The organism is Bacillus sp. FSL P4-0248, from assembly GCF_038593305.1.
Taxonomy (GTDB): Bacteria; Bacillota; Bacilli; order Bacillales; family Bacillaceae; genus Bacillus; species Bacillus safensis.
Genome location: NZ_CP151983.1, coordinates 3255357 through 3267738, shown reverse-complemented (window position 1 = coordinate 3267738; position 12382 = coordinate 3255357). Strand labels below are relative to the sequence as shown.

Here is a 12382-nt window from a genome sequence, read left to right as displayed (position 1 = left end):
GACAAACATTCAATTAATCGCAACGGATTTAGATGGAACTTTATTGAACAGTGAACACAAAGTGAGTAAGGAAAACGAGCAGGCATTAAAGGAAGCAGCTGCGAATGGAATTGAGGTTGTCGTGTCAACAGGGAGAGCGTATTTTGATGTGAGGTCTATTTTTGACCAGCTTGGTATGAATACATGGGTGATTAGTGCCAATGGAGCTGTGATTCATGATCCAACTGGACAAGTGTACCATTCAGCTGCTTTACAAGAAGAAAAGGCTAAACACATATTGTCATGGCTTGAAGAACGTGATTATTATTATGAAGTCTTTACAAACGAAGCCATTTTCACACCAAATCGTGGCAGAGAGCTTCTTGCGATTGAAATGGACCGTTTAAAAAGTGCAAATCCAGAAACGGATCAAAATGTCTTAAAACAAGCGGCAGAAGTTCAATACAGCCAGTCGGGTTTTTCTTATATTGATACATATAAAGAATTGTTTCGTGAGGATCGAAAGCTTTCATTTTACAATATCTTAGGTTTTTCTTTCTTTCAGGACAGATTGAAAGCTGGATGGGAGATGTTTGGTGATGATTCAGATGTAACATTGGTCAGTTCGGCTGATCATAACTTTGAAATTGGTTCAAAGGACGCGTCTAAAGGGCAGGCATTAACAAGGCTGGCAGAAAGACTAGGTATTCCTTTAAGTAGGGCAGCGGCTGTAGGGGACAGCTTAAATGATGAATCGATGCTTCGAGCTGCTGGTGTTGGGGTTGCAATGGGGAATGCGAGACAGGATATAAAAGAAATCGCTGATCACGTGACGTTATCAAATGATGAACATGGTGTCGCGCATATGATCCGTCACCTTTTGAAATAGATGAATCAGATGTCGTGGTATAAATCACATAGGATGAAGCGCATTCTACAAAAGAGGAATTCAGAACCACTTCTATTTACACATGATGTGGAACATCATATAATTTAATTATGAATATAACCCGCTTGTAAGGAAAATAAGGAGAGTAAACGAATGGCGCTGGAATCTTATAAGTCCGAAAATCTGCATTTAATCAAGGAAGCCTTGGACTATACTCAGGTTGGCCTGACGGTGACGGACCCGTCTTTACCTGATAATCCTTTAATATATGTGAACAAGGGCTTTTTAGATATGACAGGCTATCAAGAAACCGAAGTATTGGGGAGGAATTGTCGTTTCCTTCAGGGAGATGAAACTGAGCAAATCGCTCTCAAACAAATTAGAACAGCCATTGAGAACAAAGAGGCTGTCACGGTTCAGCTGAAAAATTATAAAAAATCTGGACAAATGTTTTGGAACGAGTTAAGTGTCGCTCCTCTTTGGATTGACGAAAAGGAAGGAAAACGTCTTTATTTCGTTGGTCTGCAAAAGGATGTCACGAAAGAGAAGGAACAGCAGGAGCTTCTTGAGCAATCAATTGATGAAGTGCTGAATATTTCGGTCCCAATCGTTCCTGTGAAAGATGGTATCTCTGTGTTACCGATCATTGGTACGTTAACAGCGCCTAGATTTGATAAGATCATTTCAACGGTCTCCACCTATATCTCTCAATCCAAGGATGATTATTTTATTGTCGATCTGTCCGGATTATTAGCAGTGGATTCATTTGTGGCAGATGCGATCTTTAAGCTGAATGATTTGATTTTAATGACGGGTACTGAACTCATTGTGACAGGAATTAAACCGAATCTTGCAATGAAGATGGGAGAAATGAGAGAGGACTTCCGTGAATTAAATACGTATATGAATGTGAAATCTGCATTGAAAAAACTGAACATTTAGCGTACGTTATATGAAATGAAAAAGAGGACTTTTCTCAAGATTAATGAAAAGTCCTCTTTTTGCTGTGATTAAGATGATTGAGCGGCGGCACTTAAGGTAAATAAGTCTTCTAGTTCGTTTGTCGATAGCTCTGTAATCCAGCTCTCGCTTTGGATAATTTGATCATTTAATGTTTGTTTTGTTTCGAGCATTTGATCGATTTTTTCCTCGATTGTGCCCGTTGTGATCATCTTATGGACGTGAACAAAACGTTTTTGTCCAATCCGATAAGCTCGGTCTGTCGCTTGGTTTTCCACAGCAGGATTCCACCATCTATCGTAGTGAATGACATGGTTTGCGGCGGTTAGGTTGAGTCCTGTTCCTCCTGCCTTTAAAGAGAGAATTAAGATATTGAATTCTTTCTTCTGAAAGCGGTCCACCATTTTGTCCCGCTCCTGTTTTGAGAGACTGCCATTTAAAAATTGGACTGGTTCTCCAAACATCTTTTCTGCCAGCTGCTTGATCATGTTGCCCATTTCAATATACTGCGTAAAGATGAGGCAGCTTTCTCCTTGCTCATGTATCGCTTTTAACAGCTCTGCGAGTTTATCCATTTTTAACGAACGTTTCAGCAGTTTCACATCTGTTCCACGCTCTTTTAAATAGAGCGCAGGGTGATCACAAATCTGTTTGAGTCTGCCAAGCATACTTAAAATAATGGCTTTTCGCTGCATCCCTGTTAATGATGCCATATGTTCAAAGGTATCTTTCACGAGCTGTTCATATAAAGACGCCTGCTCAGCGGAGAGCGGAATGAATTCTTTTTCTTCGAGTTTCTCAGGCAGGTTCAGGGCAACCTCTTCATCTTGTTTTGTTCGTCTTAATAAAAATGGTTTGATCAGCTGCTGGAGCTGTTCAATCCTTTTTTCTTCACGGTCTTTTTCAATCGGAAGGACGAACTTTTTATGGAAGCTGGTCAGGCTGCCGAGATATCCTTTGTTGACGAAGTCGAATATGGACCAAAGCTCTGTCAAACGGTTTTCCATTGGTGTCCCGCTGAGGGCAATGTGATGCTGTCCTTTGAGCTGCCTAATCGCTCTCGATTGTTTCGTATGGGCGTTCTTGATGTTTTGGGCTTCGTCTAAGCAAATGGTATTCCACTTTGCTGCCGTTAACTCATCACGATCAGAATGTGAGAGTCCATAGGACGTCAGAACAATATCTGTTGACTCGTATGCTTTTGTGAAGTCCTCTCCCTGTGGACGCGATGGCCCATAATGGAGGGCAACCTTCAAATGTGGTGCGAATGTTTCAAGCTCTCGCTGCCAGTTTCCTAAAACAGAGGTCGGCGCAATGATGAGAGATGGAGCGGCATTTTGCTCCTGCTCCTTCAAATACGTGAAATACGCGATCATTTGAATCGTTTTTCCAAGTCCCATATCATCTGCTAAACAAGCTCCAAATCCATGAGATCTTAAAAATAAAAGCCAATTCACGCCATGCTGCTGATACGGACGCAGTGTGCCTTTGAAGGACTCACTCATTTCGTATGAAGGCAGCTCGTGCGTATCATTTAATTGGTGGACAAGCCCTCTTAATTGCGATGAAAGTTCAAATTGAATATGGGCAAATGCTGAACTGTCTAGAAGCTCTGGAATCGATTCAGAGGAAGCTTCTTGATCTGCCAGTTCGCGTGACAAAATATCAGACATGTGAAGTCCTTCATTTTCGGCACGCTCCATCCACTTTTTCATTTGCTGAATGAAGGTCGGGTCTATTTTGATCCATTGTCCTCGAATGTTGACAAGGCGTCGTTTGCTTTGGACAAGCTCGTTGAACTCATCTTCTGTCAGTTCAATCCCGTTTGTAGCGAAGCGCCAATTAAAGTCCATTAATGCGTCCATTCCGACATGCGATTCGCCTCGCGGTGTAGAAGAAATCCTTGCTTTTAACATCATCGTGCTGTCTTTGACAATTTGCCACCATGATGGGAGCAGAATCTCAATGCCCATATTGACAAGTGTTTCACTTGCTTCAGATAGGAAGAGCCACGCTTCTTCTTCTGACATGAGTGTGGTGCCAGATGTGAAAGAAAGCCAAGGGACGATTTGACTGAATCGTTCCAGCTCTCTTGAAATTTTATCTTGATATGGATGCCAAGACCTTTTCAATGAACGAATGCCTTCAAAAAAGTGAAGGTCACTGTTTTTCTTGTCCCGCAAAAACAATTCGATTTTCCAATCATCTCCGTCAAAATCCGGCTCGTTTAAGCGCAAGCCGACAGTGAACGGCGTCTCGTCATCAATCCAGCCAATCGTCTCCAAGAAATCCTGCTCATCTAGAAAATGTCCTTGGAAGGATGAGAGCGCAGGCGATTGTGCGGTCATGCGGTTCCATTTGTGCTGCAAGGCATCATCATATTGAATGTAATCCTGTACAGCAAAGGAGAACCAATCAGCCGTATAGCCATCTAATAGGCCTTCTTTATCTTTAAACCGAAGTTCGCCTTTTGTCCAAGCCTCATAATCGGGAACGAAATCTTCGTCCTCAATGAATTCGTAAATGGTGGAGGCAGTCTTCATCAGTGGTTCCGTTTCATCCGTTAATGTCACATGACTAAACGTATTAAATGAATTTTTTCCCAGCAATTCAACGGTCATCCAAGGGCTTAACAGGAAGGCAGGTGTGCCGATAAAGCTGACATCTTCTAAGAATGTTCCGTAGAAAGAAGATTCGTGCCATTGGAAAAGCTGCCTCTTCATTTCATTAAGCGGAACAGGGTGTCCGTCCTCTGCTTGCGCTGAAATGGTGAAAGAGAAATCTTCAGTTTGTTCTGCATGAATGACAATTTGTTTATGGCGTGTCATCAATCAATTTTCCTTTCTTCATTTCCTCTTGGAACGCACGCAGCCGTTTTGTTGAATCTTGCAGCTGCTTTACATACCTTTCCCAGATCGCGGTTTTTTTCGTTTTATGATAAAGCGTGCGCAGTTTCTTCAGCATTTTTACAGACTCTCGATAAGCACTTCGATTCTTTTGATCGAGGAGCAGTGAGATTTCACGGTGGTACGATGGAATGAGGGCTTCCGGCTCCTCTTTTGCAATCTGTTTGATCAAATCCTTCTCCAGTTCACTAATGGAGAAACCAACAAGGCTGTGAATCTCAATCCATTCCGCATAACGCTGCTGTGCATACAAGAGCTGACTGTATTCTGTAAACGCATAGGGCATACAGATTTGTAGGTAGCGTTCATATAAATGATGATCCTTCGTCTGCTTAAAGTATGCATCTAAATAAAAGAAGAAATCACTGACGGCTCCCCGCAGTTCTCTATAGGAAAGGTCGAGCTGGCAATATTCCTCTAATATATAGGTGATTTCATGATACCAGAGCTTGAGCCGCTTCCAGTCCTTTCGGTTTGTGAGATCCTTCAGCCAATTAAGCACATTTGGCAGCATATCCGCATTGAGCAGCTGTAATTGCTGAAAGAGGCTTTCGTCTTCTTTCAGTAAATAATCCATGTGCATCAGGCCGATGGTACGTTCAACCGTTTGTTCTTTCTTCTGGGCGTTCTTGAGTAATTCTGTTTCTTTTTTGACCCATTTCCCTCTATTTAATATGGTGCCCCAAATCTCCATAAAGACCGCTACTCGTTCATGCTGGAAAGGTCCATTGATTTGAAGAAGTGTGCGAACGGCAGTTGGTGTGTTTTCAAGAAACGGATCGAGGGAAAAGGAAAGGGCGTATGTCTTCAAATGATCCACTGAATCGAAAATGGTGTTCATGAGCTGTTCTACATATGGATTCATGGAATAAAAGTCCTTTTCGGCATCAAGCCGGCCGAGGTCGATGAGTTCATGAAGCCTCAGCCATACATCGATCGACGTATGAATCGCATACAAGCTCTTGAATTCAGGTGAAGCAGGTGCGTGTTTTTTTAGGATCGATAAATAGCCGTAATACAAATGCTGCGGTGTTTGCTGATGCTTCGGTGTCCGTTTCAGCCAGAGGTTAAATTCCTCTTGGAAAAAAGTCAGCCAGCTTTGGAGTGATTGTTCGTCTGGGCGCTTCACTTGGAAGTGCTGGCGAATCAGTTCTTTGCTGCGCTGTAATTCATCTTTTTCTGACCAATTTTCTGTAAATCCGGTCACACTCTCTACTTGAGCGTATAGCGAAAAGAAGACAGCAAGAATGTGTTTGCAAAGTCCATCTGCTGGACATGAGCAGCTGCTTCTCACAGGAAACAGCACATGAAGGTGGACCTTTGCTGCCACGACGTCATGTACATAAGCTGACCATTCGGTATCAGACTCTTGCTTGAGCCGATATACGCTGTCCTGTCTATAAGTAATCAATGCTTTTTTGATGAGTTGTTTGTTCTCATCTGTTGCAGGAAGAAGTTCTTTGATCTGTTCGGCAGTTTGTTTGATTTCTTCTTCGTTGATGTTGTGCTGAAGCATTTGATCCGCTCCTAACCAAGTAAAAGATTCCAATTCTTTTATTATAGCTCAATGGGGATTCATAAAAAAGTTTTTCATGAAAATGGTCATAAATTTCAAAAGCTGTCGAATGATGTAATAGAGTATTGCATAAACCAACCTTACAGCATATAATAATGAAATTAGTGGAATCGAAAGGATACAGACATGGATAATAAGGGTTTAAATCAAGAAGAATTTTTAAAGATTTTGATGTACGCTCATGATATTGGTGAAAATTCAAATGATGTCACAACAAAAGAAATGCTTGAAAATCTGATTGCTCATATTCGAAATGGTCTTGTTTCATAAAAGTGACCCCCTGCTAGTGATGGCAGGGGGTTTTTGTATGCTTTTAAGAATGGAATGAAAGCTCCCGGCATACGATGTCATTACAAGCATAAGGAGTATGGGGAGCTGATGGTGTCATGAATATTGCGATTGCAGGCTGTGGGTATGTGGGGCTTGTGACAGGTGTGTGTTTAGCGGAGGCAGGACATGATGTCGCGTGTATTGATATTGACCGCCGAAAGGTCATGCAGCTGAAACAAGGAAATCCCCCAATGTATGAGCCAGGGTTAAAAGAGCTATTGAAACGCAATCTTGAGCAGGGACGAATTCATTTTCACATAAATGGAGCGGAAGTCTACCCGCGGGCAGATGTGTTAATGATTGCAGTCGGCACCCCGCAGCAGGCAGATGGCCAAGCTGATTTACAGTATGTGTTTCAGGCTGCAAAAGAGATGGGGATAAAAGCAAAGTCAGGGGCGATCCTTGTGGTGAAAAGTACGGTGCCTGTTGGAACGGGTGATCAAATCGATCAGTTGATCCATCAAGAATTAGGACGGAAGGAGCCGCTAGCGATTGCATCTAACCCAGAATTTTTACGGGAAGGCTCTGCCATTTCAGATACATTGAGGGCGGACCGGCTTGTGATTGGAGCTGAAACAAAAGTCGTATTAGATCAGCTGGAGGAGATGTATGCTGATTTCCACCTTCCAATGGTCAAAACAGACCGTAAAAGTGCTGAAATGATCAAGTATGCATCAAATGCATTTCTTGCGACAAAAATCAGCTTTATGAATGAGATTGCCTCCATTTGTGAAAAAACAGGGGCTGATGTTGAATGGGTGGCGCAGGGAATGGGGCTTGATCAGCGGATCGGTTCGTCCTTTCTCAGAGCGGGCATTGGCTACGGTGGTTCTTGTTTTCCAAAGGATACAAATGCACTTGTCCAAATTGCAGGGCATGTGTCCCATGATTTTGAGCTGCTAAAGGCTGTCATCAAAGTAAATAATGAGCAGCGGGCAGGTTTTATCCGAAATATTCAGGATCGGCTGGGTGCCGCTCTTGAAGGAAAGCGAATTGCGCTTCTTGGTCTGTCCTTTAAACCGAATACAGACGATATGAGGGAGGCACCATCTATTCCGATCGCTCATGAGCTCCATCAATTAGGTGCGGAGCTTGTGGCATATGATCCTGTTGCTGCCAGGCATGCAGCTCGCGAGCTGCCGGATCAAGTCTTATTTGCTCAAACGATTGAAGAAGCGATCAAGGATGCTGATGCGGTCTGTCTATTAACAGAGTGGGCGGATATTCAGTCGTTTCCACTTGCTTCCTATAAGAAATGGATGAAGCGGCCGCTTATTTTCGATGGACGAAACTGTCATACACTTGAAGCGGCAGAACAAGCTGGGGTCGAGTATCATTCGATTGGGCGCAGATCAGTTTCTCCAATTTATATGTGAAAGAAAACCGATAACAGTGAATGTTATCGGTTTTTATGAATGCGGCAGAATGAATCCGCCATATAAGAAAGCAGCCACAATCAGAAAGGCAGGGTGCAGCTTGAATTTGGTCATGAAGAAAAAGGAGATCGCGGCAATGGCGAGCGATTGCGTCCAGCCGATGGCTTTCACTGCATCTCCGCCGATTTCCCATGTTAATAAAAGCATCATCATCGCAATGACGGGCTGAACGGATAAGGTCATGCCTTTTACGACGGGAGATTGACGAAAACGGTCAATCAGCTTGAGCAATAAAATTAGCCCAACAGCAGACGGCAGTACAGTGGCAAGCAGTGCCACGATAAAGCCTGGCCAGCCCATGACGTCATAACCGACATATGCTGCAATCTTCGTAGCGATTGGCCCCGGCAGTGCATTGGCTAAAGCCAGCATATTGGAGAATCCTTCGTTCGTCATCCAATGAAAATGATTGACGATTTCTTCATAATTGAGCGGGATTGATGCAGGACCACCGCCATATCCTAATAGATTGGATAAAAAGAATGCCCAGAATAAAAAGAGAATCAGGATCATGAAGACACTCCTTTCTCTTTATTTGGCCGATTCCAATGATTTTTCAGTTTAAAATGAAAAGCGCCATAAAATAAAAAGATCATCACGATGATTCCTGGATGAATGGACAGCACTTGCAGTCCAATAAAGGCAAGAAGGAATAGAGCGATCCCGAAGATCATGCCGAATCCTTTCAGCGTTTTTTGTCCAAACTCATATGCCATGATACCGAGCAGAACGGCAATGACAGGGGTCACAGCACCAATCATATTTTGAATGATTTGTGAGGAGCTTAAGACGCTGACAAGCGTGACAAGGGCTACCATGGCGAGACAAGTTGGTAAAATATGAGCAGCTGTGGCGACAATTGCGCCGGATACGCCCTTTAATCGATAGCCGAGGTATGCTGACATTTTTGTTGCGATCGGGCCTGGTAATGCATTGGCGATGGCGAGTGTTTCTCCGAATTCGTCATCGTTGATCCATTGATATTTCACCACCGCTTCATGGCGAATAAGCGGTATGACGGAAGGGCCTCCGCCAAAACCGAGAATACCGGTGCGCACCATAGCGATGATGAGTTCGATATATGATTGCAAGTGGTTCAACTCCTGTCTACAATTTCATGCCCATGCGGCTTTTGTATCGTTTAATGAGCATTTGGCAGTCCACACTGACAACGCCTTCTAACGGGTATAGCTTTTTTGTCAGGAATGTCTCCATTTCCTGTTCATGTTGAAAAATGCCATGCATATGCAGCTTGCTTGGTCCTGTCATGTGATAAAGACTTGTGACAGCTGTTTCCTTTTCAAGCTGAAGGGCAACCGCTTCTAAAAATTTCGGCTCTACCTCTACATTAAAGAAGACAGAGACATGAATGCCGACCTTCGCGGGGTTAATTACAGCGGTGAATCGTTCAATGACTCCTGCTTCAATGAGCTGCTGAATGCGGGCTTGTACGGCAACACGTGACAGACCGACTTGTTTACCGAGATCTGTATAAGACATGCGCCCGTCCTCGTGTAATAGGGATAAAATTTGTTTATCTCTTTCGTCTAATGTTAGGTTCGGAATGCTATAGTCTTTTGACACCGTATAACCACCTTTCTTCTGTTGATATTCTATCATATTTTATTACGAATAGACTGGATAATTTCTATTTTGCTATCGAAACGAAAACATCACGTGCAAGAAATCATCTTTGTGCATAAAAAAACACCCCGGAATCAACGGGGTGTCTTCATTTATTGATCTGGGCTGCTTTCTGCACTGGCAATTTGCTGTGCAAGATCAGCTCGATCAATGTCTGCTTGGAAGAATTCCTGCGTATTTGGCAGGTGTAAATTCATATGGCGTTTTTGAGAAATGCGGATGGTGACTTGATCAACGGTGTAATCAAATACGTGTCCGCCAACACTTCGATCTTCATCAATAAAATGAAGATGATATCCACTCACCGCAATGCCGTGTGCGTACTGCGGTGTACGGAAGCCTGCGATCGTACCTTGAATATCCTCAAAGTCGAAAATAGGCTGAGACTTGACTGCTTCTACCATCGGAACGTAAGGTTTTTCCTGTTTTTCAACCGTACGTGTTTGAACCTTTTTGAATGATCCATCAATGCGGACCGCATAAAAGATATTCTTACTTGGTAAAATGCGGTCGATTTCTTCTTCAAGTTCTTTGGACGTCATAGGTGCATCAATTCGATGAACGATATCTGTTTCAAAGAATGCTAGAGAGCAGAATGGTGAATAATCTTGAGCAGTGACCGGTGTCGCTGTTCCATCCGAGCGCAGCCGGTAGAATGCGCCGTCAAAGCCGATCAGTTCTCCATCTAATTGATTGAATGTACCGATGCCAAAATCACCGTGTTCAGGAATATGTGCGAGGGAGAAATCTCCATCATATACGGCTTCCAGCAGGGAGGTCATTGTCGATACTTGATAGACCTCTTGCTGTTTGTCATGCTGTCTTGTGTCATTCTGTTGATTCATTGGGTGCATCATACCCATAACCGTTCACTCCTTTAATGTAATGTATCGAAGTCTTATCTGACGTTCATTGCATGTTTTTTGCGAAAGACTTCTGGCCATTTTTGACTGGCGAGGTCAGGGTTGTCTTGATAGTCAATCGGAATATCAATAATCACGGGTCCTTCTATGTTTATACCCTTTTGAAGGACGGTTGAAAGCTCCTCAGGTGAGTTGACCCTTAGTCCAGTCGCTCCAAAGCTTTCCGCATATTTCACTAAATCGATCTGCCCGAATTCAACGCAGGATGTGCGGTCATATTTCATTTCCTGCTGGAACGCGACCATGTCGTATGTGCTGTCGTTCCAAACAAGGTGAACGAGGTTTGTTTTCTTCCGGACTGCTGTTTCTAACTCCATTGCGGAGAAGAGAAAACCGCCATCACCTGAGACCGAGATAATCTTTTCATCTGGATTCATGATAGAAGCCGCAATTGCCCATGGTAATGCGACGCCTAATGTTTGCATGCCGTTACTCACCAGGAATGAGTTCGGTTCATAGACGCGGAAGTGACGGGACATCCAAATCGCGTGAGATCCGATATCACACGTGACCTTCGTGTCATCAGGAATCAGACGTCTCAATGTATGAATGACATCCAGTGGATGAGATCGATGACTTTCTCTTTCTGGTGTCTTTTCGATGTCGCTTAATAGCTCCTGTAATTCAGTGACTAATTCTATGTTCTCTTTGCTTAAAGAAAGGGGAACACTGTCATGCGCGAGATGTTTGACGGTTTCAGAAATATTGCCTACAAGCTCAAGCGCTGGCTCATAAAAATGGTCAATATCTGCCTGCATGTCATCAACATGGATGATCTGACGCTGCTGCGGCTGAAGATTCCAATGCTTCGGATCATATTCAATTGGATCAAAGCCAATGGTCAAAAGGACATCTGCATGTTCAATGAGAAAATCACCCGGCTGATTACGGAATAAGCCGATTCTGCCTACATATTGAGACTCGAGCTCTCTTGAGAGAACGCCGGCTCCTTGATACGTTTCAACAAATGGGATACCAAGTGTTTTTAATAATGCTCTTGTGGCATGTGCAGCAGATGGACGACTAGCTTTCATTCCCACAATCGCAATAGGTAAGTGTGCATTTTGAATTTTGGCGATAGCCGAACTGATGAGAGCATCTGGTGCAGGACCTAATTCTGGAGAAGGGTGAGCAGACACTGGTGTTTGTGTGGTGTGTTCTGTCACGACATCTTGTGGAAAGCTGATAAATGCTGCTCCAGCCTGCCCTTTTTGTGCCGCGCGAAAAGCATTTGTTAATGCTTCTGGTATATTGTTTACGTCTTGTACTTCAACGCTATATTTTGTGACTGGTTTGAATAATGCCGCATTGTCGAGTGATTGATGTGTTCGTTTCAGACGATCTGCACGAATGACGTTTCCAGCGATTGCGACAACAGGATCACCTTCTGTATTGGCTGTTAATAGACCTGTTGCTAAATTAGATGCACCAGGACCTGATGTGACGAGACAAACACCTGGTTTGCCAGTTAAACGTCCGACAGCGGCTGCCATAAAGGCTGCATTTTGTTCGTGTCTGCATAGGACAAGCTCTGGACCTCTGTCTTTTAATACATCAAATACAGCGTCAATTTTTGCACCTGGAATCGCAAAAACATGGGTCACACCTTGAGCAATCAGCGTATCAACAATCAACTCTGCTCCTCGTCTTGTTAGGGGTTGTGCTTGAGATTTCATTTACCCCGCACTCCTTTCGGCAAGTAAAATTTTTTATGAAAATATATTTTCATGATATGATTT

At 43.4% G+C, this 12382-nt stretch carries 11 protein-coding genes; 4 read left to right on the top strand and 7 right to left on the bottom strand.

What is annotated here, in order from left to right:
- Window positions 1-7 precede the first annotated feature (7 nt).
- The gene (locus NST65_RS16815) at window positions 8-868 is read left to right on the top strand and encodes a Cof-type HAD-IIB family hydrolase (RefSeq protein WP_220092503.1); all 861 of its coding nucleotides are present in this window, start codon (window positions 8-10) and stop codon (window positions 866-868) included.
- A gap of 153 nt (window positions 869-1021) precedes the next feature.
- Window positions 1022-1810: an STAS domain-containing protein gene (locus NST65_RS16810; protein WP_034281190.1), complete on the top strand. Its 789-nt coding sequence runs from the start codon at window positions 1022-1024 to the stop codon at window positions 1808-1810.
- A 68-nt stretch (window positions 1811-1878) separates the two neighbouring features.
- Here the strand turns inward: NST65_RS16810 and NST65_RS16805 are convergent, their stop codons facing one another.
- Window positions 1879-4656 carry a DEAD/DEAH box helicase gene (locus NST65_RS16805; RefSeq protein ID WP_111926848.1) on the bottom strand — a complete coding sequence of 926 codons (2778 nt, stop codon included), beginning with the start codon at window positions 4654-4656 and terminating at the stop codon, window positions 1879-1881.
- Window positions 4643-6250 carry an SWIM zinc finger family protein gene (locus NST65_RS16800; RefSeq protein WP_070326105.1) on the bottom strand — a complete coding sequence of 536 codons (1608 nt, stop codon included), beginning with the start codon at window positions 6248-6250 and terminating at the stop codon, window positions 4643-4645. The genes NST65_RS16805 and NST65_RS16800 overlap by 14 nt, the downstream gene beginning before the upstream one ends.
- Window positions 6251-6436: 186 nt before the next feature.
- On the opposite strand from NST65_RS16800, the gene NST65_RS16795 reads away from it, so the two are divergent.
- Together NST65_RS16795 and NST65_RS16790 are read left to right on the top strand one after the other, a co-directional pair.
- Window positions 6437-6580, top strand: a complete 144-nt coding sequence (locus NST65_RS16795) for a hypothetical protein (protein ID WP_003214884.1) — start codon at window positions 6437-6439, stop codon at window positions 6578-6580.
- A 116-nt stretch (window positions 6581-6696) separates the two neighbouring features.
- Window positions 6697-8016, top strand: a complete 1320-nt coding sequence (locus tag NST65_RS16790; RefSeq protein ID WP_061110174.1) for a UDP-glucose/GDP-mannose dehydrogenase family protein — start codon at window positions 6697-6699, stop codon at window positions 8014-8016.
- 33 nt (window positions 8017-8049) lie between these two features.
- Here the strand turns inward: NST65_RS16790 and NST65_RS16785 are convergent, their stop codons facing one another.
- From NST65_RS16785 to alsS, 5 genes are all read right to left on the bottom strand, one after another.
- Window positions 8050-8586: a chromate transporter gene (locus tag NST65_RS16785; protein ID WP_046313475.1), complete on the bottom strand. Its 537-nt coding sequence runs from the start codon at window positions 8584-8586 to the stop codon at window positions 8050-8052.
- Window positions 8586-9167: a chromate transporter gene (locus NST65_RS16780; protein ID WP_080943482.1), complete on the bottom strand. Its 582-nt coding sequence runs from the start codon at window positions 9165-9167 to the stop codon at window positions 8586-8588. Before NST65_RS16780 ends, NST65_RS16785 begins: the two co-directional genes overlap by 1 nt.
- A 16-nt stretch (window positions 9168-9183) precedes the next feature.
- On the bottom strand, window positions 9184-9660 hold the full coding sequence (locus NST65_RS16775; protein WP_024426311.1) for an Lrp/AsnC family transcriptional regulator: 477 nt from the start codon (window positions 9658-9660) through the stop codon (window positions 9184-9186).
- A gap of 152 nt (window positions 9661-9812) precedes the next feature.
- The gene (gene budA, locus NST65_RS16770; protein WP_046313017.1) at window positions 9813-10583 is read right to left on the bottom strand and encodes an acetolactate decarboxylase; all 771 of its coding nucleotides are present in this window, start codon (window positions 10581-10583) and stop codon (window positions 9813-9815) included.
- 35 nt (window positions 10584-10618) lie between these two features.
- Window positions 10619-12319: an acetolactate synthase AlsS gene (alsS, locus tag NST65_RS16765; protein WP_034281184.1), complete on the bottom strand. Its 1701-nt coding sequence runs from the start codon at window positions 12317-12319 to the stop codon at window positions 10619-10621.
- Between the last annotated feature and the right edge of the window lie 63 nt (window positions 12320-12382).

Coding starts and splice junctions, on each gene's coding strand:
- NST65_RS16810 (WP_034281190.1), top strand. CDS start 1,022: ATGGCGCTGGAATCTTATAAGTCCGAAAATCTGCATTTAATCAAGGAA.
- NST65_RS16805 (WP_111926848.1), bottom strand. CDS start 4,656: ATGACACGCCATAAACAAATTGTCATTCATGCAGAACAAACTGAAGAT.
- NST65_RS16800 (WP_070326105.1), bottom strand. CDS start 6,250: ATGCTTCAGCACAACATCAACGAAGAAGAAATCAAACAAACTGCCGAA.
- NST65_RS16795 (WP_003214884.1), top strand. CDS start 6,437: ATGGATAATAAGGGTTTAAATCAAGAAGAATTTTTAAAGATTTTGATG.
- NST65_RS16790 (WP_061110174.1), top strand. CDS start 6,697: ATGAATATTGCGATTGCAGGCTGTGGGTATGTGGGGCTTGTGACAGGT.
- budA (WP_046313017.1), bottom strand. CDS start 10,583: ATGGGTATGATGCACCCAATGAATCAACAGAATGACACAAGACAGCAT.
- alsS (WP_034281184.1), bottom strand. CDS start 12,319: ATGAAATCTCAAGCACAACCCCTAACAAGACGAGGAGCAGAGTTGATT.